Origin of the sequence: Streptomyces sp. NPDC057445, assembly GCF_042802855.1 — a bacterium.
In the GTDB taxonomy this organism is placed as follows: Bacteria; Actinomycetota; Actinomycetes; order Streptomycetales; family Streptomycetaceae; genus Streptomyces.
Window position 1 is genome coordinate 1 of sequence record NZ_JBHVDH010000025.1, and the last position, 19,861, is coordinate 19,861.

Annotated in this window: 15 protein-coding genes and 6 pseudogenes; 13 read left to right on the plus strand and 8 right to left on the minus strand. The window is 68.7% G+C overall.

The features are described from left to right. Nucleotides 1-89: 89 nt before the first annotated feature. Together ACFU5O_RS32340 and ACFU5O_RS32345 are read left to right on the plus strand one after the other, a co-directional pair. Nucleotides 90-419: pseudogene (locus ACFU5O_RS32340) on the plus strand (PP2C family protein-serine/threonine phosphatase); the annotation flags it as partial. Between the two features lie 639 nt (nucleotides 420-1,058). Continuing rightward, complete coding sequence (locus ACFU5O_RS32345; RefSeq protein ID WP_384245846.1) at nucleotides 1,059-1,865, plus strand: nucleotidyltransferase; 807 nt, start codon at nucleotides 1,059-1,061, stop codon at nucleotides 1,863-1,865. 111 nt (nucleotides 1,866-1,976) lie between these two features. Here the strand turns inward: ACFU5O_RS32345 and ACFU5O_RS32350 are convergent, their stop codons facing one another. Together ACFU5O_RS32350 and ACFU5O_RS32355 are read right to left on the minus strand one after the other, a co-directional pair. Next, entirely contained in the window at nucleotides 1,977-2,135 is a 159-nt protein-coding gene (locus tag ACFU5O_RS32350) for a hypothetical protein (RefSeq protein WP_384245847.1), read from the minus strand. 23 nt (nucleotides 2,136-2,158) lie between these two features. Next, nucleotides 2,159-2,632 carry a hypothetical protein gene (locus ACFU5O_RS32355; protein ID WP_384245848.1) on the minus strand — a complete coding sequence of 158 codons (474 nt, stop codon included), beginning with the start codon at nucleotides 2,630-2,632 and terminating at the stop codon, nucleotides 2,159-2,161. 389 nt (nucleotides 2,633-3,021) lie between these two features. Between ACFU5O_RS32355 and ACFU5O_RS32360 the strand changes: the two genes are divergently transcribed. Beyond that, nucleotides 3,022-3,429, plus strand: coding sequence for a RidA family protein (locus tag ACFU5O_RS32360; protein ID WP_384245850.1), 408 nt, complete (start codon nucleotides 3,022-3,024; stop codon nucleotides 3,427-3,429). A gap of 231 nt (nucleotides 3,430-3,660) precedes the next feature. Here ACFU5O_RS32360 and ACFU5O_RS32365 read toward each other — a convergent pair whose 3' ends face one another. Beyond that, on the minus strand, nucleotides 3,661-4,101 hold the full coding sequence (locus ACFU5O_RS32365; RefSeq protein ID WP_384245851.1) for a MarR family winged helix-turn-helix transcriptional regulator: 441 nt from the start codon (nucleotides 4,099-4,101) through the stop codon (nucleotides 3,661-3,663). A 95-nt stretch (nucleotides 4,102-4,196) separates the two neighbouring features. Here ACFU5O_RS32365 and ACFU5O_RS32370 point away from each other — a divergent pair, with 95 nt between their 5' ends. Then, complete coding sequence (locus ACFU5O_RS32370) at nucleotides 4,197-4,607, plus strand: nuclear transport factor 2 family protein (protein WP_384245852.1); 411 nt, start codon at nucleotides 4,197-4,199, stop codon at nucleotides 4,605-4,607. A 215-nt stretch (nucleotides 4,608-4,822) separates the two neighbouring features. Here the strand turns inward: ACFU5O_RS32370 and ACFU5O_RS32375 are convergent. Beyond that, nucleotides 4,823-5,522, minus strand: a pseudogene (locus ACFU5O_RS32375) (IS5 family transposase). Nucleotides 5,523-5,814: 292 nt separating this feature from the next. After that, nucleotides 5,815-6,180 carry a hypothetical protein gene (locus ACFU5O_RS32380; protein WP_384245854.1) on the minus strand — a complete coding sequence of 122 codons (366 nt, stop codon included), beginning with the start codon at nucleotides 6,178-6,180 and terminating at the stop codon, nucleotides 5,815-5,817. A 717-nt stretch (nucleotides 6,181-6,897) separates the two neighbouring features. Between ACFU5O_RS32380 and ACFU5O_RS32385 the strand changes: the two are divergent. The 5 genes and pseudogenes from ACFU5O_RS32385 to ACFU5O_RS32405 all read left to right on the plus strand — a co-directional run. Further along, nucleotides 6,898-7,094: pseudogene (locus ACFU5O_RS32385) on the plus strand (IS5/IS1182 family transposase); the annotation flags it as partial. Nucleotides 7,095-7,300: 206 nt separating this feature from the next. Next, nucleotides 7,301-7,630: a CU044_2847 family protein gene (locus ACFU5O_RS32390; protein WP_384245855.1), complete on the plus strand. Its 330-nt coding sequence runs from the start codon at nucleotides 7,301-7,303 to the stop codon at nucleotides 7,628-7,630. 34 nt (nucleotides 7,631-7,664) lie between these two features. After that, entirely contained in the window at nucleotides 7,665-9,569 is a 1,905-nt protein-coding gene (locus ACFU5O_RS32395; protein WP_384245856.1) for a trypsin-like peptidase domain-containing protein, read from the plus strand. 15 nt (nucleotides 9,570-9,584) lie between these two features. Further along, the gene (locus ACFU5O_RS32400; RefSeq protein WP_384245858.1) at nucleotides 9,585-10,574 is read left to right on the plus strand and encodes an AAA family ATPase; all 990 of its coding nucleotides are present in this window, start codon (nucleotides 9,585-9,587) and stop codon (nucleotides 10,572-10,574) included. Further along, a complete protein-coding gene (locus ACFU5O_RS32405) occupies nucleotides 10,571-14,674 on the plus strand; it encodes an SAV_2336 N-terminal domain-related protein (protein WP_384245859.1) in 4,104 nt (1,367 codons plus the stop codon). Before ACFU5O_RS32400 ends, ACFU5O_RS32405 begins: the two co-directional genes overlap by 4 nt. Before the next feature lie 186 nt (nucleotides 14,675-14,860). On the opposite strand, the gene ACFU5O_RS32410 is transcribed toward ACFU5O_RS32405, so the two are convergent. Next, nucleotides 14,861-15,454 carry a TetR/AcrR family transcriptional regulator gene (locus tag ACFU5O_RS32410; RefSeq protein ID WP_384245860.1) on the minus strand — a complete coding sequence of 198 codons (594 nt, stop codon included), beginning with the start codon at nucleotides 15,452-15,454 and terminating at the stop codon, nucleotides 14,861-14,863. Between the two features lie 90 nt (nucleotides 15,455-15,544). On the opposite strand from ACFU5O_RS32410, the gene ACFU5O_RS32415 reads away from it, so the two are divergent. Continuing rightward, nucleotides 15,545-16,489: an alpha/beta fold hydrolase gene (locus ACFU5O_RS32415; protein WP_384245861.1), complete on the plus strand. Its 945-nt coding sequence runs from the start codon at nucleotides 15,545-15,547 to the stop codon at nucleotides 16,487-16,489. A gap of 256 nt (nucleotides 16,490-16,745) precedes the next feature. On the opposite strand, the pseudogene ACFU5O_RS32420 reads toward ACFU5O_RS32415, so the two are convergent. Continuing rightward, nucleotides 16,746-16,838: pseudogene (locus ACFU5O_RS32420) on the minus strand (IS5/IS1182 family transposase); the annotation flags it as partial. A 418-nt stretch (nucleotides 16,839-17,256) separates the two neighbouring features. Then, nucleotides 17,257-17,850, minus strand: a complete 594-nt coding sequence (locus tag ACFU5O_RS32425) for a TetR/AcrR family transcriptional regulator (RefSeq protein WP_384245862.1) — start codon at nucleotides 17,848-17,850, stop codon at nucleotides 17,257-17,259. Between the two features lie 136 nt (nucleotides 17,851-17,986). On the opposite strand from ACFU5O_RS32425, the gene ACFU5O_RS32430 reads away from it, so the two are divergent. The 3 genes and pseudogenes from ACFU5O_RS32430 to ACFU5O_RS32440 form a co-directional block, all read left to right on the plus strand. Beyond that, nucleotides 17,987-18,124 carry a hypothetical protein gene (locus tag ACFU5O_RS32430; protein WP_384245863.1) on the plus strand — a complete coding sequence of 46 codons (138 nt, stop codon included), beginning with the start codon at nucleotides 17,987-17,989 and terminating at the stop codon, nucleotides 18,122-18,124. 307 nt (nucleotides 18,125-18,431) lie between these two features. Then, nucleotides 18,432-19,384: pseudogene (locus ACFU5O_RS32435) on the plus strand (NAD(P)-dependent alcohol dehydrogenase). Nucleotides 19,385-19,485: 101 nt separating this feature from the next. Further along, nucleotides 19,486-19,653 (plus strand): annotated as a pseudogene (locus ACFU5O_RS32440) (IS5/IS1182 family transposase); the annotation flags it as partial. Nucleotides 19,654-19,861 lie beyond the last annotated feature (208 nt).

Below are 19,861 nucleotides of genomic sequence, written 5' to 3' on the forward strand. Positions count from 1 at the left end.
ACGATCCGGGGCTGTGGAACCTGCGGGTGCGGTGCACGACGAATCCCGTGCAGCTGGCGCTTTGGCACGGGCAGGAGCCCGTAACCATCTACGCCTTGGTGCAGTCGACGGTCGACGAAGGACGCATCAGCCCGCAAGAAGCCGCCTCCCGCCCCCAGCGGTCACTGCTGATACGAGCCCTGGGCCAAGGAGCCGACGCCACACCCGACATGCGCGTGCACGACGCCCAGCAGGGAGACCGATACCGCTCTGCTCCGACGGTCTGTCCACCGTCATGCCGACCGAAGAAGTCCGACGGGTGCTCTCCGAGATCCGGGAGCCCGAGCAGGCCATCCGCGAACTCATCACCCTCGCCAACGGCTCCGACGGCCCCGACAACGAGTTGCGTAGTCGCCGACGTCCTGGAGCTGCAGCAGTAGGGGCGAGCGGCATGCACTTCGACTTGCACCAGCCGCTCTCAGGAACTCATCCGTGAAGCCGACGAGTACCGGCTCGCCCGACAAATCAGGAGAGCCAGGCAGGCTCCCCGGGCCATGGCAGTCAACATGTCGCGACCGTCTCCACGGCGCCTGCTGGCTTGGCTCTGCGGGTGAATGATCACGCTGGCTGCGGTTGAGCGGGGCGCCAACCACCAACCTGTCCCACTCAACCGCAGGCAGCGCAGGTCACCTCTCTGCCCTGTTGCTCGCTCTGCCATGTCCACCCAGCTGATGAACTGCGCCTCTTCACAGCGCGTGACACCTGCAGCAACAGAACAGAGTTGAGAGAGAATGTTGGTGAGGTTGTGCCCATTGCGGGACGGCAGGAACCCCTCGCCGACCGGGTTGGCGAAGACGAGGAGCGGGGAGCCGTCGTTCTCCGGACTTTGGTGTGTGTCACGAGGCACCGGGCCATTGACATGAGTGATGACTGGCGCGTGTCTCAGCCCTGGGTCGTCGGGAGGGGAGCAGTCTCCTGTGCAGTCCATGACTGGGACGTGAAGACCGGATTGCGGCACTCTTGCGACGTGCATCGTTATCCGCGCGGCAGCGCACAGCAGTGCAAGGCACAGTGACCTCATGAGCGAACGAGGGCTGGACCACGACGGAACGATCGCACGCGAAGGCGCACTGGACCGAGTGCCAGCAGCATTCACCCCCGTCGTCGAGGCCGCCCGCACTCATATCACCGAGACGTTCGACAGCGCGCGGCTGCACAGCGCCTACATCTACGGCAGCATCCCGCGCGGCACCGCCACACCCGGAGTCTCCGACCTCGACCTCCAGCTCGCCCTCCACCACGAGCCCACCGAAGCCGACCGCGCTGACGCCAAAGCGATCGAGGCCGCACTCGACCGCGCATTCCCCCAGATTGATGGCGTCGGCATCCTGCTGACCAGCAGGCGCACTCTGCTGAGCGACCTCGAACGCCACGATGCCGGCTTCTTCATCGCCTGCCTGTGCACTCCGCTGCTCGGTGCCGACCTCGCTGAAGGACTGCCCCGTTACCGCCCCACAGCCCTGCTCGCCCGCGAAACGAACGGCGACCTCGCCCTCGCGCTGCAACGCTGGCGCACGCGAGCCGCCGAAGCCGCCACGGATGCCGACCGCCAGACACTCTGCCGCGTTGCCGCCCGCCGCATCGTGCGCACAGGATTCACTCTGATCATGCCCCGTTGGGGCGGCTGGACCAGCGACCTCAACGAGTCCGCCGAACTTTTCGGCCGCTACTACCCCGAGCGCGTCGACCAGATGCGCATCGCCGCGGCCACCGGCCGCACCCTCTCGGCCGATCCGGCAGTACTCAGCATGCTCATCGACGACTTGGGCCCTTGGCTTGCCGCCGAATACGCGGTCGTCCACGGCGAGAAGTCACCGCGTCCCTGAAGGGCACCCTTCCTCTGGCCTCGTGCATGATGGGCGGCGTCTCGACATCGCGCAGGCGGCGCGAGCGCATCAGCCAGCTCAGCGTTCTCTCCACTACCTACCTGCGCGGCATCACCACGAAGCCGTGGTGCTGTCGGAGCGTTTGACGATGTTGAGAGTGAGCTGCAACTTCTCGGCCGCCCGGTCGACGAGCCGGCCGGCATAGTCGCCGTCCGCCCAGACGAGGCGGGCGGAGAAGTACAACTTGCGCAGCCGTTCCAGCATCGGCACTGTGCCGTCCCTGTCCCTGCGGGCTAGTCGCGGTGCTTGACCGGTATCCGGACCAGACAGCCGCCAGCCTTGGCGATGATGAGGTGGTTCTGCGGCGTCCACGCCACCGCGGTCATTCCGATGCCGGACAGGAAGGTGGGAACGTCGACCGTTCCCTTCAGGAGATCGCTGCGCAGGAAGACCGAAGCGCGGCCGTTGCGGTCGATGCGGAACACCGTCGGGGTGTGCTGGTCGACCGCGTACACAGTGCCGTCGGGCGCCACCGTCACGTCGGCGATCAGGTGCTGCTTGCCGTCGGCGGCAACCTTGGCCAGATCGGCGTACCAGCGGCGCTTTCCACCGGTCAGGTCGTAGCTGCCCACTCTGGCGACACGGAACGTGGTGTCCTTGGACGAGCGGTCGGCAAGGCCGTCGTCCACGTTGCCGGCCAGGACGCGGTGCCGGTCGCGGTCGACCACGGACCGCCTGCACGGATACCAGGCTCGGGTCGTCGACAAGGGTGCGCACGTTCCGTCGAGACCGACGTCGTCGGCGCGACCGCGTCGTGACGCACCTTTGCTCGATGTCGCAAGGCCCCGGGGACGGCCGTCGCCCTCGACCGAGTCCCGGGCCACGTATTCCGTGCCCCGCGTCCGGTATCCCGTATCCGTATCCGTATCCGTATCCGTATCCGTATCCGTATCCGTATCCGGTGTCCCGGAAGGCGGGAATCTCGGCATGCATCCGCGAACCACTCGGTCACCGTCAAGTTCCCCAGTCACCGAAAAGTGCGTTCTTCCATGTCAGCACACTCTCTCCTACGGTTTCCGGGTAACCACCAGAGAGCGTTTTGCATCTCGGGTTCTGTGGGAGCGCCCGCGGGCTCTCAGGCAAGAAAGCAGGCAGCATGGCCATCACCCTGGTAAACCCCGAAGGACTGCCGAAGGTCGACATCTACCGGCAGGTATCGATCGCGACCGGGTCGAGGCTGGTCCACATCGCCGGCCAGGTCGCCCGCGATGCCGACGGCGGCCGAGTCGGCGAAGGTGACCTCGCCGCCCAGGTCGAGCAGTGCTACCTCAACATCGCCACCGCCCTGGCCGAGGTCGGCGGCTCCTTCGCCGACGTGGTGACGCTGACCGTCTACGTGGTCGACCTGACCCCCGACAAGATGCCCCTGTTCCTGGAAGGGGTCGCCCGGGCAGCCGCGAAGCTGGGGGTCACCCCGGTACCGCCGCTCACCGGGTTGGGCGTCGCCGCGCTGGCCGAGCCCGACCTCCTGGTGGAGGTCGAAGCCATCGCGGTCCTCGACTGAACAGGGGCTCTTCGCCCTAAGGTTCCAAGGAGTCGGCTAGGCCCTGTCCGGGCGCTTGACTGGAACAGCGGCCCCGCCGGTCCGCAGCGTTGCCGGTACGCGTACGCGATTCAGAGCTGGTCTCATTTGGCGTGATCGCGGCTACGCTGCGGGCGGAGGCCATATGGATCCGGATGCCTCATCAGCAAGCTGGCTCGGAGCCCATCCAGGGTGGTTGCGCGAGACCGGCAGTCATTCCGGTTCGTACTGGGCGAGAACTCGGCCGAGCAGGCGGGTCAGAGTCTGCCGGTCCTCGGCCGACAGCGGTTTGAGCAGGTCGTCCTGCACCTGATCGAGTACCCCGTCCATGCGCCGCAGTTGCCGGACACCGCTCCTGGTGAGCGTCACTCTGTTGCGCCGTCCATGGTCCGGGTCCGGCGCCCGGTCGACGCAGCCCTGCTCGACCAGTTCGTTGACGGCCGCCACGACGTCGCTGCGGTCGATGCGGCACCGGCGGCCGAGCTCCGCCTGGCTCGCGGGCCCGAACTCGTGCAGTGCCGCCAGGATGCGGTAGTGATACCCGCGCGCCCCGGCAGCGGTGAAGCCGTCGAACATCAGCCGGCGGGAGTGCACGGCCAGCTGGGTGATGAGCCAACTCGGCTTCGCTGCCAGGCGTTCAGGGGTTTCATCCATGGCGGCCACTCTATCGTTATGAGTGTTGGCAAGACCAACACTCTGCCCATAGTGTTGGACTCTCCAATGTTGGAGCAACCATCAAAGGAGCCGTCGTGCCCGCTGCCGCCCGGACCAACGACCGAGCCGAGATCGCCGACCTGTTCGCCCGTCTGTTCAACCTGCTGGACGAGTGCCGCCACGAAAACGCCGCCACCGTCTATCACGACGCCATCGTGGTGCGCTCACCGCGGGGCGAGCTGCACGGCCTCGATGAGGTGACCGCACACCTGAAGCGAAGCCAGATCGAGGGAGAGCACACCCAACACGTGCACGGAGACGTGCTGGTGCACGTTGACGGTGACCGCGCGAAGGCCACCGCGAACCAGCTCGTGTACTTCTACCGAAACGGCGAAGCGCCCCATCGGACAAGCGGTCTGCGCACGGCGTGCACCGCCGTGCGGACCCCGGCGGCCTGGCGATTCAGCGACATGCACATCACGCTCGCCTGGATGCACGAGAAGTGACGTGGCGAGTCGGACCGGACCTCAGCCCTGACTGCGCGACAGGCCGAGGCGACCCCCACTCACCTGACGACGGAACCTGTTGGAAGACATCGCCGACATGGACGGCGTGGCCGGCTTGCTGCTGCCCGTGACGGAGTCGGCGGACGGGCAGCGGCTGGTGCCCATGTTCATTTCGGAGTCCTGCTGTTGAGCTGCTCCGATCGGGTGAGTCGGCGTTAGCAGATGAGGGCTGAGGCAATGCCGACGAAGGCGAGGAAGTGTTCGCCCCTGCGCCCGTAACGGCGGTGCAGGCAGCGGCATCCGGCCAGCCAGGACACCGTCCGCTTGACGGTCCAGCGGTGCCGGCCCAGCCGGCTGGAGGACTCCACGCCGCGGCGGCGCAGGCGCGCGAAGTCGTAGCAATTGTCCCCATGGAGCGCGGCGTGAGCGGTTCGGCGGGATGCCGCACACCAGCGGCTGCAGCGCCCGGCTGTCGTGCAGACTCGCTCCCGAGATCCCCAAGGACAAGGGTAGACCGGTGCGCTCGGTGATCAAGTGGATCTTCGACCCGCTCTTGCCCCGATCGACAGGGTTCGGCCCCGTCAACTCGCCCACCGAGTCGATCGCGTACCGCGACCAGCAGAGCTCACCGCGGCCACCGAGCTCTTCAAGGAGCAGCCGGTGCAGCTTGGCCCACATCCGGGCAGCACTCCACTCGGTGAAGCGGCGGTGCGCGGTCGGACCGGACGGGCCGAACACCGGCGGCAACTGCCGCCGCGTGCAACCCGAGGTGGCCACGTAGACGACGGCCGCGAGGACCACACGGTCCCCGTAACGACGCCGACCACCGCCCTGCGGCCGGGCTGGTGCGGGCGGAACAACCCGTTGGAACAGTTCCCACAACCCGTCCGGCACCAGCCGCTGCACCAGGTCCATGCCCCCGCAGCCCAGCCACGTTCAGACCGCATGAGACCAGCTCTCGGTCGCATGACGGAGTCACCGAGTCGGACTGCGTCGGCACGGACGCGGAACACTGCGACACCAGGGCCTCCTGACGCTCGGTTCGACACCCGAGAGCTGTGCGGGAGGCCCTGCCCCATGCGCCTACGCCACCACGATCACCCGATCAGGGCCCCCGTTCCACCAGACAAGCCCGCTGATCGGAAAGCGGATGGCTTCCAAGTCACCTGTGTACTTCGGCGTTTGTCTCGGGGGGAGATGTCCGGCCTCAGGAAACGCGTTTGATCGTCCAGGTGTTGGGGTCATGGCTGGGCACCGCCGAGTAGCGGCAGGCGCCGCTGTAGAAGCGGTTCACCTGCACCCATCCGTCCGGGGGCAGCGTGGAGGCGCAGGCGTTCACGGTGGAGCCGATGGGCATGCCGGACACTTGCTGGATCTTCTTCATGTTGGGATTGAACGTGGTGCCGCACGCCCAGCTGTTCCACCACTGCACATCGACCCAGCCGGACGGCGTCAAGGAGCTCGAGCACATGCTCGCGGTGTCGCCAGGGGCGGCAGAGGCCGATGGCATGGTGAGCGCGACGCATGCGGCAGCGGTCATGAGGGCCAGTGAGGCCGAACGCAGACGGACCATGGTGTTGGTTACTCCCCATTCATCGATGGCCGCACAAGAACTCCGCAATCCTTACTGTTCCTCCATATGTGACAGTAGTCAGTTATCGGACTGAGCTCATCGTGACCGAAATGGGTGCTGCCCACGCCGGACCGGGCTGCAGACGTTCGCCGGCACCGGAGCCGCAGGATCACCAAGCTTCCACGCTCGATCTCTCTACTGAACAGGTACAACGGGTGCGACCGTGGTTCGAGACGGCGAGGTCAGGTGGCCATAGAGTCCTGGCTTCGCCCACACACCGAACAGCGGGCTGGGAAAGAATCACCACGAGCGTGGGATGGGAATCGCCCCCGCCCAGTTCCGGCCTCGAGGGTCAGCTCCCACAGACGACAGATGCACGGAAGGCTGGAGTTGACCCGTAGCGCTGCACCGGGCGAGGCACGGTATTCGACACAAGGATCGGTGCGCCATCCAGCACCAACGGTGGGATCAGCAGGGCAGCTGTCACCGGGGGTACGCCGTACCGCGGGACACGGGACAAGCGTCAGTTGTCAGGCGTCATCAATGTGCTCATGCAAAAGAGGATCGGCCTCCTCCTGCCAGTAAGCGGTGATCGCCTCTATGCGGGCAGGATCACGGCGCACTCGGCAGGCGAGAGCTCCCCGCCACCGTCGTCAGGGTGATCGAGGAACGGCTCCGGCACTGTGGAGACCTCGTCCAGGGCGAAATGATCTGCGCGTGACTGGTGTGATCATGGCGTCGGAACCCTCGGGTTGCCCCGTTCACCGGGCTGAGCCCACGCCACCTCGGCAGGTCGGTGACCACGGTGCGGCGTGAGGGCGAAGGGGGTCCGCAGGGGCCGGCTGTGGAGTCTGCCGGAGCTGCTGGTCGCGGCGTACTGGCGAACCAACCTGACACTGCGCCGGCTCGCCCCGGGACCCGGAGCCCGGGCGTCGCCGAGGCCGGACACCCCGGCCGGCCAGACGTCGAGCTGGGCTGATCGAGCGCTGTGGCGGATCGAGACTGGTGCGGCCGGCCAGTCCCTGGTCGGCGGGCTCATGCAGGCGAAAGCCCTGCGGGGTACCAGGCGACAGCCTTATCGTGGAGGCCGGGCAAGGTCGGTACGGTTCGGGCGGGGGACATGCAGCACTTGGTGGAAGTACAGCTTCCTGACGGACAGGCGATCTGGGCACGGGTCGAATCCCCCGGGGGACCGCAGGACTCCGGCCTCTTCGACGGCGGAGCCCGGGTGCTGCGTGGGTTCGATGCGACGCTGCGGTCGGTGGCCACCAATGTCCGCAGCGCCGTGGCGCAGGCAGCTCCCGACGAGGTGAACGTGGAATTCGGCGTCGAACTGGCCCTTGGGAAGGACGGGTTGATCGCCGCGCTGGCCGGGACGAGCGGCACCGCGGCCGTCAAAGTGACCCTTTCGTGGAGCAGCGGGTCGGCGCGGAGTGAGGCAGAGCAGTGACGAGGCCCTGCTGGCTCGAACCGGGGATCGACCCATGCCGACAGCACAGCTGACCGGAGCGGCGCAGCACTGCCTCGTCCAGGTCCGAGGGAGGACGGCAGGGAGCGGATTCCTCGCCGCCCCCGGGTATGTCGTCACCTGTGCCCATGTCGCGGGCGCTACGGGAAATCTCATCCAGCTGTTCTGGCAGGGGAGCGAACTCCGGGGCACGGTGCTGGCCGCCTCGGCCGCCCCCGCCTACGACGGCCTGTGGCCGTATCCCGATCTGGCGATCGTGGAGCTCCAGGATCCGCCCCAGGGCCACCCCTGCGCCTGGTGGCACGACCAGATCCCCCTGGGCGGGCAGCAGTTGGCCGCCGTCGGATACTCCGACAAGTACCGCTACGAACCCGAAGTCCTCACCTCAGCCTTCACCTACCAGGGCGACCAGTTCCTCGACGGCGGACTGATGCTCCGGCTGAAGCAGGACGAGGTCACCCCCGGCATGTCAGGCGGCCCGGTGCTCAATCTGAGCACCGGCGGAGTCTGCGCCGTGGTGAAGGCCACGCGGATGGACAGCACGGACATGGGCGGTCTGGCCACGCCCGTCGGGGCACTGCGATGCCTCGACCCGACCGCGTACCGGGCACTGGTACGGGCCCATGACGCCTTCCACGCGGCGGATCTGCGATGGCCCGACGTCCCGGCACCCGAGGGCGCATCTCATGGGCGTACGCGGCTCCCGCCGCGAGCTCAACGCATGCTGTTCGGCCTGCTGGCCGCGGCTCCCACGCCCGCGCCGGAAAGCCTCCTGCCGGCCTTCCGTGACGCTGCCGGGCGCTACGCGACCGCTCCCCAAATGCCCCTGCACGAACACCGCGATGTCATCAGCGAGTTAGAGGCATTCGCAGCGTGGAACCACCGCATCCCGGGCACGCTCCTGCATGTCGCCGCTGTTGCCCGCGAGTTGCCCGGCCTGTCGGCCGAGAAGCTGCGCTTCTGGATCCAGATGCGAGGAGACTCACTGGGACTGGACGTCCACGACCTGGCCCGGCATCTGGAGGCCCCCGCCGCGCACCCCGCCGTCATGCGATCGGTCATGATCCGCCTCAAACCGTCCGCGGTCGATCCGAGCAGCTACCACGTGGCGATGTGGCGCTACGAGGGCCCGGACGCCATCTCGCCCGCAGCCGCAGAGTCGGCCGCGCTCCCACTCCTGGAGGCACTGGCGCAGGCCCGAGGCCTGCTCCCGGAACAACTCGCCATCCTGGGCCGGTCGAGCGGCGACCCCGTGATGGTGGAGCTGATCGTTCCTCAGGAACTAATGGAGCAGGACTTCGACGGGTGGAAGCCCTGGGCTCGCAAGGCCTGGTCCAGCCTGGGCCGCAGACACCCGGTGGTGCTGCGGGACTTGGAGCGGTTCGACGACGACGAACTGCACCAGTACTGGCGGAGCCGCTGGAATCGGTTCACCGCCGAGGTTGCGTCGGGCGGACTGCCAATGGCGCTCGCCTGCAACGACGAGGCTGACCAGGAAGTACTCGAAGGGTGGATCGAGTCCGAGCCGTCCTTGGCCGCGCTGGTGCTCGCCAGTTCCCTGCGTCGCCCCTCATCGGGGGCCGTGCTGGAAGTTGCGCTGGCCTCGGGGGTCCCGGTGATCCTGTGGCGCCGGTCGGATCTCCACGACTGCTCCAGCTCCGCGTATTCCGAATGCCCGTCCCGGATTCCACGCGGCTGCCCCGTCAGCAAAGACGCCGAGCCCTGCCCCGCCGAGGCGTTCTTCACCAACCTGCGCACCGATGTGGCGGTCGCTCCGCCGTCGCAGTGGCCCGAGCGGGTGCGGCAGCTCCGGGGGAAGGCGGCGGCTACCCCCGCGAGCGGACACCACGCCCAGGATCTCGTGTTGCTGTGGGACGACCCTGAGCGGCGGCTCCCCGATGCGCCGCTGCGCTACGCGTAGGAAGAAGAGGCCCTGATGAGCGACTGGCTGATCTACCGCGGAAGTGGCGAACCCCACGACGGCATCGCGGATCTCCCCGAGCCGCCGCCTTGGCGTGCCTTCTACTCGGACGAGGCGACCCCCTTCGACCGTGGCCACGCCTACGGCCTCTCCGACCGCTGGCCGCTGCGGGCCGTCGCCTACCAGGCAGACCCGCAGATGGTGGAGATGGTCAACACCGCCCTGTACCTCAGGCGTCCACTGCTCGTCACCGGCGATCCAGGAGTGGGGAAGTCCAGCCTGGCCTATGCGGTGGCCCATGAACTGCGGCTCGGTCCGGTGCTCCGATGGCCGATCACGAGCCGCAGCACCCTCAAGGACGGGCTCTACCGGTACGACGCCATCGGACGTCTGGAGGAGGTCGACACGGTATCTCCGGCCGCTCCCGTCGACGTCGGGCGGTACTTCCGCCTGGGTCCGCTCGGCACCGCCATGGCGCCCTACGCTCTGCCCCGGGTGCTGCTCGTGGACGAGATCGACAAGAGCGACATCGATCTCCCCAACGACCTCTTGGACGTCTTCGAGGAAGGCATCTTCGAGATCCCCGAGCTGTCGCGGCTCGCCGACACGCTCGCCGACGCTGAGGTGCGACCCGCAGACGACGGCGCGCGAGTCGCGGTCAGCGCCGGCCGGGTGCGGTGCAGGGCCTTCCCGTTCGTTGTGCTCACCAGCAACGGTGAGCGTGATTTCCCGCCCGCCTTCCTGCGCCGCTGCGTGCGCCTGCACCTTCCGGCGCCCACTCCGGAGCGGCTGCGCGCCATCGTGCACGCCCACTTGGGCGAGACCACTTCGCACGCGGAGAATCTCATCTCGCTCTTCCTCGACCGGCGCAGCAAGGGTGAGCTGGCCACCGACCAGCTCCTGCAGGCCGTGTATCTCGCCCGACACGCGGCCGGCGAGACGGCCGCCGATCGCGACCACCTCGCTGATCTCGTCCTGCAGTACCTCAACCAGGACCGCACATGAGCGTGGAGCTGTTCCGGTCCGTCCTCGCAAGGCTCGGGCCGGACCCCACGCCGAGGGAGGTCGCCGAGATCCTCTGGCTCGCCACCCGGCTGCCCGCCGGCGCCCCCTCGTCCTGCGCTGCGGACGCCGGCGAAGCCGGCTCCCTTCCGGTACCGGCCGAGAAGGCGAGCGACGCCGCCCCCGCGCTCCCGGACGAAGAGGCACCACCGGATGGTGTGCCCACGATCCCCGTCCACGCCCCGGCGACCGCGCCTCCCATCGGCGACGCCTACCGCCTGTCCGCCAGACCGGTACGGTTGGCCGCCGATCCGCCTCTACCTCAGCAGTTGGAGCTGCTGCGCGCCCTGCGGCCGCTCAAGCGCCGGGTGCCGTCACGGCACGTCGGGGAGCTCGACGAGGAAGCCACCCTCGACTCCATGGCGCAGCGGTCCGCCCCGCATCGCAGGGGCGCCCTGCTGCCGGTGCTGCGACCCGCACCGGAACGCTGGCTCGACGCCGTCCTCGTGGTGGACGGCCACCCGACCGGCCTGCTGCTCTGGACGCCCCTGGCCCGTGAGGTGCACCGCCTTCTCATCCAGCTCGGGGCCTTCCGCGACGTACGGATGCGCTTTCTGCACACCCGGCCGGACGGCTCACCGGGGTTGAGCGCGCACCCCGCGCCCCGTCCGGACCGTATACGGGACACCTCCGAGATCCACGACCCGTCAGGTCGCCGACTGGTACTCGTCCTCACCGACGGGGTGGCTTCCGGCTGGCAGGACCCCTCCGTCCGGAAGGCGATGAGGAAGTGGGCTGCGGCCGGCCCCCTCGCTGTGCTCCAGGCCCTGCCGGAAGCCCTCTGGCGCCGTACGGCCCTTCCGGCCGTCCCCGCCCGGCTGCGACGCGGGCTTGTCTCAGCGGCCAACACCGACCTGGCGTACGTTGGGCGCCAGCGCGGCTCACGTAGGCTGCCCGCGGGCAGCATCCCCGTCCCCGTACTGGAGCTGAGCCCGGAGTGGCTCAGGGCCTGGGCCAAGCTGGTGGCCGGATCCGTCTCCGGGAGCACCGATGCCGCCGTCACGCTCCTCGCCGCCCGCCCCGAGCCACAGCGGGCCCTCGCCGATGCCAGGTCGCCGGCCCGGCGCCTCCAGGACTTCCACGCGACGGCCACGCCGGAGGCCTTCCGGCTGATGGCCTGCCTGGCCGCCGTACCGCTCAGTGTGGCCATCATGCGGGTGGTGCAGGCGGCCGTGCTGCCGGGAAGTCCGCCCAGCGTGCTTGCCGAGGTCTTGTTCAGCGGCCTCATCACCCCGGCGATGACAGACGGCGCCACCCCACCGGCGGACATCCCACACGACTTCCTTCCTGGCGTGCGCGCGGCTCTCCTGGAGTCGCTACGCGCCCACGAAGTGGACCAGATCCTCCGCGAGGTCACGCGCTTCGTCGAGCGCGGCGCCGAAAGTGCGGCAGGACGGGTCTCGGGTCTGCTGATCGACCCCGTCGGCAGCACGGAGCTGCCCGCCGACGGAATTCCCTGGGCGCTCCTACGGGAGGAGGTACTCGTCCGGGCAGGCCTGGCAGCGCCCGCCGCACGGGTGCGGACCTCGGTCGCCGACAACGCGGACCGCGCCGTTCACGCCGCGCCCAACCCGTACCGACTGATCGAATTCATCGTCAGCGCGGACTTCTCCAATGTCTACCTCGGGGCCGACGCCCAGGGCAATCGGGCCGTGGTGAAGGTGCAGCCACACGATTCCCGCCCGGGACCCGAAGTGTTCCGCGCGCTCGTGCACGTCGAGGCGGAGTCACTGCGCCGTATGGACGGCCAGTACGCGCCACCACTTCTCGGCATCGACCCGCAGGTGGCATCGACCTGGCTGGCGATGGGCTACGTCACTTCAGTTTCGGGCGACGCGGCAAAGAACCTCTTAGGTGCCCGTTGGTGGAGCAACGGTCCCCCGGACAACTTCTACGCCTTGTCCCACCTGGCACGCCAAATCGCCCAGGCCCTCGACCGGGCCCACTCTGCAGGCATCGTCCACGGCAATCTCTCGCCTCACGCCGTACTGCTCGTCCCGGACGCGGTGGTCCTCATCAGCTGGGTCTACGCCCAGTTCGACGGACGCCCTCACCCATATCCGCAGTACCGCGAGAACGCCAGCGGCTACCTGCCGCCCGAGGAATACCCGCAGGACGCGCCGCTGGACCCCTCGTTCGACATCTACGGGCTGGGGGCGATCCTCCTCCGTGAGGCGACGCGCGACAGCTGGATGACGCACGATCCCCGCGCCCTGTCTCGGCTGCCGAGCCACCTGGGTGGCCTCCGCGCGCTGATCGGACGGTGCCTCGATCCTGAACCGAGCCGGCGGCCCACCGCCCGACAGGTCATCGACGAGCTGACGGATCTGGCCGCGCCGGGGGGCCCACCGCCGAGCGACGCGGCGATGCGCAACGCGGGCGGGGGCGAGGTGGCCGACCGGCGCAGCCCGTGGGAGCGGCTGGCGACGATGCCCGGCTTGGACGCGCTGTACACCCACTTCGAGCGGCTGCGGGCCGAGGTGGAGGCGATGGAGGAACTGGGCGCCGACGACCCGGCCGTTGCCGTCGAACCGCCTTCCCTGCACCTGGTGTTCACCGGCAGCCCTGGTACGGGCAAGACCGCCGTGGCCCGGCTGGTCGGGGAGATCTACCGCGATCTGGGGCTGCTCGCCCGCGGACATGTCGTCGAGGCGACGATGCGGGATCTGGTCGCCGGGTACGTCGGCCAAACCGTCCCGCTGATCGACGCCACCGTGGACCGGGCGCTGGACGGCGTGCTGTTCATCGACGGGGCATACGGGCTCAGCGACCTGCATGACGGCTTCGGCGGCGAGGCGATCCAGGCGCTGCTCGCCCGGATGGAGAACGACCGCGGCCGGCTGGTGGTGATCCTGGCCGGCTACCCGGACGAGATGCGCGGGTTCCTGGCCGCGAACCCCGGCCTGGTCAGCCGTTTCTCACAGGGCAACATCATCGCCTTCCCCGACTTCCCGCCGGACGTCCTGCTGCCGATCGCCCTGGGCCGGCTCGCCGAACGCGGAGTCCGGGCCGCGCCGGAGACCGTGGACCGGCTGCGGGAGATCGTCGGCGAAATGCACCGCACCAGGGACGCGTCGTTCGGCAACGCCCGTGAGATGCGCACCCTGGCCGACGCCGTCTTCAAGCAGTGGGCCGTCCGGGTGCGCCGCCAGGTCGACGAACCGGTCACCCTCGAGGACATCCCCGAGCACTACCGGGGCTATCGGAACCGCCCCGCCCCGAACCCGGCGGCGCTGCTCGCGGAGCTCGACGCGTATGTGGGACTCGACCCGGTCCGCACGGTACTGACCGACCTGACCAACCGGCTGCGGCTGAACCAGGCCCGTGACCAGGGTGCCTCCGCTCCGCCGCACCTGCTGTTCACCGGGCCGCCGGGTACGGGCAAAACCACCGTGGCCCGGCTGGTCGGCGCGCTCTTCCACGATCTGGGCCTACTGCGCAAGGGCCATGTGGTCGAGGCCGGCCGTGCCACGCTGATCGGCGCGTACCTGGGGCACACCGCGCCACTGGTCCGGCAGGCCGTCCAGGACGCGCTGGACGGGGTGTTGTTCATCGACGAGGCGTACAGCCTGGTGCACGACACGCAGCACGCCGGTTCCGAGGCGATCGACACCCTGACCCTGGAGATGGAGAAGTGGCGCGGACGCCTGGTGGTGATCGCCGCAGGCTCCCCCCGGGAGATGGACGCCTTCGTGGCCGCCCACCCCGGCCTGCCGTCCCGCTTCACCACCCGGGTGCCCTTCCCGCACTACGGCACCGCGGACCTCGTGGAGATGCTCCGGCGCATGGCCGCCGAGCAGGACTGCACCCTCGCTCCCGGTGTCCCGGCCCGCGCCGCGGCCTGGCTGGACGCCACCCGCCTCGTCGATCCGCCACGCTTCGGCAACGCCCGCGCCGTCCGGCAACTCCTCGAACTCATGGATTCCCGCATGGCCACGCGCTACGTCCGCAACACCCCCGCCGCGCCGACCCTCACCGAATTCCTCCCCGAAGACGTCCCCGAGCCCCCCGGGGAGCCCCGACCCCGCGGGTCCCTTCGGTGACCGTGCACCACCGCCCCGCGGGCCCTCGCGTTCAACCAGCAGTCGCCTCCCGAAGTAGGTCGGCCGGGCATGACGGTGGGACACGAAGGCCTCCGTGCGGTGAAGATTCGACACCTCCACCACACACGGGGGGCCTTCGCCATGATCAAGCCTTACGACTGTCAACAACGCTCGTGCTCAATACATCTAGCCCTGGGTGTGCAATGCCTGCGAGAGCGCGCTCATGCTGATGTCGACGATCGTGCGGAGCTGCTTCTGGCTCGCCCGGGCCCTGCTCATCACGGCCAGCGACTGGTTGACCGCCGTGATGTGAGTGGCGTAATTCTCGGCGTCGCCCTCGGCCAACTCCGCGGTGTTCAAGGCGGTCCGCAGCCGCGCACGCTGAAGCCCCACAGCTTCGATCGCACGCGTGGCGATAGCGGGGCTGAGTACTGGTGTCGCCATCGCGGTCTGAGCGACCAGACATCCGTCCGGCACGTCGGGGTCGGCGATGCGTTGGAGGGTGACCTCGAAGAACGCCTGTATCGCCCGCAGCGGTTCCCCAGACGCACCGGAGGAGAGCGCCTGGTCGTACCTGTTTCCATACCGGACGGCGTAGCGGTCCAGGCAGCGCAGGTAGAGCGAGTCTTTGTCGCCGAACGAGGAGTAGATGGAACTTCGGTTCAATCCGGTCGCCCTGGAGAGGTCGTCGAGCGAGGTGTCGGCGTACCCGGCCCGCCAGAACTGGACCATCGCCGCGTCGAGCACGATGTCCACGTCGAACTGCTTCTTCCCGGCCATCCCGCGTGCACCCCGTTCTTGAGCCAGCCCATCGTGGCCTTGCCCATCCTATCTTGAACTGAACAGTCCAAGATGCGCTAGACTCGAGGCGTGACCGACACCGCCCCGAACCGCTCTCCCGACCAGAGCCACGTCCCCGGGCTGCCGCTGCGCGACCTCGCGGGCTTCACCCACCGCTGGGTCGACGTGGAGGGAATCCGGCTTCACACCGTGGAAGGCGGCCGGTCGAGCGGCCCCACCGTCGTGCTGCTTGCCGGATTCCCGCAGACCTGGTGGGCTTGGCACAAGGCGATGCCGCGCCTTGCCGAGCGCTTCCACGTGATCGCGATCGACCTGCCGGGACAGGGCCACTCCGATCGTCCCCAAGGGGGCTACGACACTCACACCGTCGCTTCGCGCGTCCAGGCCGCGCTGACCGCACTCAACGTGCCGAAGTACTGGCTCGTCGCCCACGACATCGGGGCCTGCGTCGCCTTCTCGCTCGCCCTGAGGTACCAAGACCGCCTGCACGGCGTCGCCCTGCTCGACGCCGGCATTCCCGGAGTCACCCTCCCGGACGCCATCCCAACGGATCCCGAACGGGCCTGGAAGACCTGGCACTTGGCATTCCACCTGGTGCCCGAACTGCCAGAGACGCTGATCACCGGCCGCGAGCGTGACTACGTGGACTGGTTCTTGAGGTTCAAGACGCTGTCCCCCAACACGTTCGACAGCGCCGATATCGACCACTACGCCGCCGCCATCGCAGCCGAGGGAGGGCTCCGAGCGTCTCTCGCCTACTTCCGCGACGCCGCGGAATCAGCGCGCAAGAACCAGGACGCTCTCGCTCGCGGACCAGGGCACTTGACCATCCCGGTCCTGGGAATCTCCAGCTCCCACGGCTCGATCCCCGACATGGCCGCCTCCATCAGCCCCTGGGCAGAGAACGTGACTGGCGTCGTCATCCCGGAGGCCGGGCACTTCATTCCCGACGAGCAGCCCGACGCAACTGTGGACGCGTTGACCGCGTTCATCGATTACGCGCGTGTCGGGTAGAGCGACGAAGTCAGCTGGCTGTGTGGATCCCGACGGATCCACACACCGGCCTGGGCCTGGGCCAGTTCGAGGCCGGCGGGATTGGCAGAACATCGACTTCCTGCGCTGGCGCCAGCAGTTCGGCAAGCAGGACTCCGACGAGTAGGTCACGGGGTGACTGCGGCGGAACGTCAGCGGTGAACACCGGCTTCTTCGACCAGGCGGTGGGGCCCGTGCGGGTCAGACGCTTCGTCATCAGCGTGATCGGCGCCCAGGTGATGACCAGCAGCGGCAAGCCGCGCGTGTCGACCGCCATGTTCCGTTTGCGTCCATTGATCTTTATGCCCGCGTCATAACCGCGAGCGCCCGCACCCGGTGCGCCCAACTCGGCGGCAGTGCACAGAGACAGGCGCAACTCACCCCACCCGGATCCGCCGGACACCCCTTGCAGCCGGGTCGGCAGCGGCTTTTCTCAGTAAAGAAGAGGCCCGACGCCACGTGCGCCCGGTCCACGACGACAGCCTCGGGGACTGAGCCGATCGAAGGTAACCAGGCCCACGCAGCCGGGCACCACCTGGCCGCGGCCGGGCACCACCTGGCCGCGGCCGGGCGGGCGCCGGTGAGCGCATGGGCCGCATGGGCTGAGCTGAACACCGCAACAGTGGCATCGGGCTTCGCTTCTGGCTGAGGAGACCGCAACGGCAGACTCGCTTCCATGTTCGCGGTCTGTCTCCACCTGCGCCGCCGTTCACCGGTCACGCCGTTGGTCCCGGTGCCCTCCGTGCTCGTCAGGTTCCCGGCGGCTGCGGCCTTTCGAGCGTGGTGAGCCACTGGGTGACGGCGGCGTCGATGAACTCGTCGGATACCGGGCTGCGGTCGAGGAAGAGCCGGGCGAGGACCGGCCCGTAGAGCAGGGTGTACTCGGCGTCGTCGATCTGGACACCTGAGGGTTCCAGCAGTTTGTTCAGGGCCGCGTGGCGGTCCTGGCCGATGCGCAGCAGGGCCTGGGCGCTGTCGGGGTCGTGGTCGGCCTGGGCGGTGACGGCCAGCACTGCGGTGCGGATGGCCGGTTCGCTGATGCCGGCGCGCAGGCTCTTCAGCCAATCGGTGGCAACGGTGCGTACGTCGCTGCCCGGCTCGGGGTAGTTGCCGAGGTCGGGGCCTTCCAGGATCAGGTCGAAGAGCAGCGCGGCCCGGTTGGGCCAGTGGCGGTAGAGGGTCTGGCGGGTGACATCGGCGCGCTCGGCCAGCAGTGCGTACGTCAGCCCGGTCGGTCCGACCTGGGGCAGCAGTTCACGTGCGACGGCCAGGACGCGGTTGCGGGTGCGTTGGACGCGCGGGTTGCTCGAGGTCGGCCGGCGGCGATGGAGGGGTTGCTGCATGGACCCCACTCTACCGGTGAATCATACAGATCGTGTGATTCAAGCCACAACTCGAATCATACGCTGCGTGTGATACAAAAGAATCACACGCACTGGATGATTCATCGTGTGTGCGGTTCCCTCCAGGAAGTGCCTGATGTCCCCCGCAATCACCCTCCCCGGGAACGCCGGGCCCGAAGTCCTCACCCTGGCTTCCGCCCAGCACGGCATGCGGTTACCGGCATGGAGCCGGCCGACCGCCATCCCGGGGCTCTGCCGCAACTGCCCGGCCTGATCGCCGCCGCCGAGCGCGGCGTCCCCGTCCGGCAGCCTGCCCGCTCGCCGGGGCCGCCCAGGCCCACGCATGCATCGAAGCCCGCCGTAACCAGGGCAAGGTCGTCCCCCTCCCCTGGCTCGAGCCCCACCTCGCACGATCGCATTGGCGAGGCGTACGCGGCGCCGCGGCCACCACACCCCCCACAGGCGCCTGCGCCCCGAGAACGCTGCCCCGGAAAGCCGCACCCGCTGCGCTCCGCCGGTCGCCTGAGGCAACTCCACGACCTCTACCGCCCTGACCAGCAAACCACCGATAGGAACATGAAATGAAGGCCGCTCAGATCACCGGCTTCGGCGCACCAGATGTCCTGCGGATCAACGACGTCGACCGCCCCGCCCCCCGTGCGGGTGAGGTCCTCGTATCGGTCGAGGCGTCAAGCGTGAACGGACTCGACACGATCGTTCGCGCAGGGGGACTGCGGATCATCACCGGACGCCGGTTCCCGACAGGCGTGGGACTGGACTTCGCCGGTGTCGTCGCCGCAACCGGCACCGATGTCCATCAGTACCGGGTCGGGGACCCGGTGTGGGGCACGGTGCACCCGCTCAAGCGGCACACTGTCGCTGGACCGCCGAATACGTCGTGGTCCCCGCAGACCGCATCGGGCCCGCACCGGCGGGCGTCCCGCCCGTGGAGGCAGCCTCCCTGGTCGTCGCGGGCACAACAGCGCTGACCGCACTGCGGGACACGCTGCACCTCACGAGCGGTGAACGCCTCCTGGTACGTGGCGCCGCCGGCGGAGTCGGCACGGCTGCCGTGCAACTCGCCCACGCGATGGGCGGGCACGTCACCGCGCTGGCCCGCCGCAGCCACGCCGGGGCGCTGCGTGAGCTGGGAGCTGACGAGGTCTTCGACTACGGCACCACCACGCCGGATCAGATCGGGCCGTTCGATGCCATCTTGGACACGGTCGGCTCGGAACTGAACGGCTACCGGCGTCGACTGACCCGCGAAGGCCGGATGGCCACCATCGCACTGTCGGCGTCCTCCGTGGCGGCGATCGCCGAGTCGAGTGTGCACGGCGGCCGCCGCATCCGCACGTTGAGCTCCAATCCCGACACCGTCGTGCTGCGTGACCTTGCCGACCACGTGGCCTCTGGTGGACTGCGTCCCGTGATCGACAGCGTGTATCCACTGTCAGACATCGCCTCGGCGCACCAGGCATTCGAGCGAGGCGGCGTAGTGGGCAAGCATGTGGTGACCGTGTCCGGGAAGTAGCCGAACAGGCCACCGAACGGCCTTTTGTGCCGGAGAAAGTGTTTGGTGATGCCAAGGCGCAAGGCGCCCCCGCCTGGCATCGTTTGCGCCCCGGGGAGGCACAGAAGGAAGGTGTGTTCGCCCAGCTCAAGGGACTGCTCCGCCGACCGGTTCGGCAGGCCGAGGACCGGGGTGACGAACCCGGCGCGTGTGTGCTGGATGCTCGGAGCGTCAAGTCGTCCGCGAACGTGCCCGCGGTCGGCCAGCGCATCGACGCCGGCAAGAAGGTCATCGACCTCGTAGGCCGACGACACTCACCCGAGAATCCAATGTGAACCGGCGCGACACCTGAGCCTCGAACCAATGTGGCTGAGCGCTCCGGTCGGCCACACCGAGCACCTCGGTCGCCGCCCCGAAGCGAAGGCTGAAGGGGTTGTCGGTCGTTGGGAGTAGGACCGACGCCCCATGTGCGCCCCGAGCCTGCTGGCTAGGGTCGGC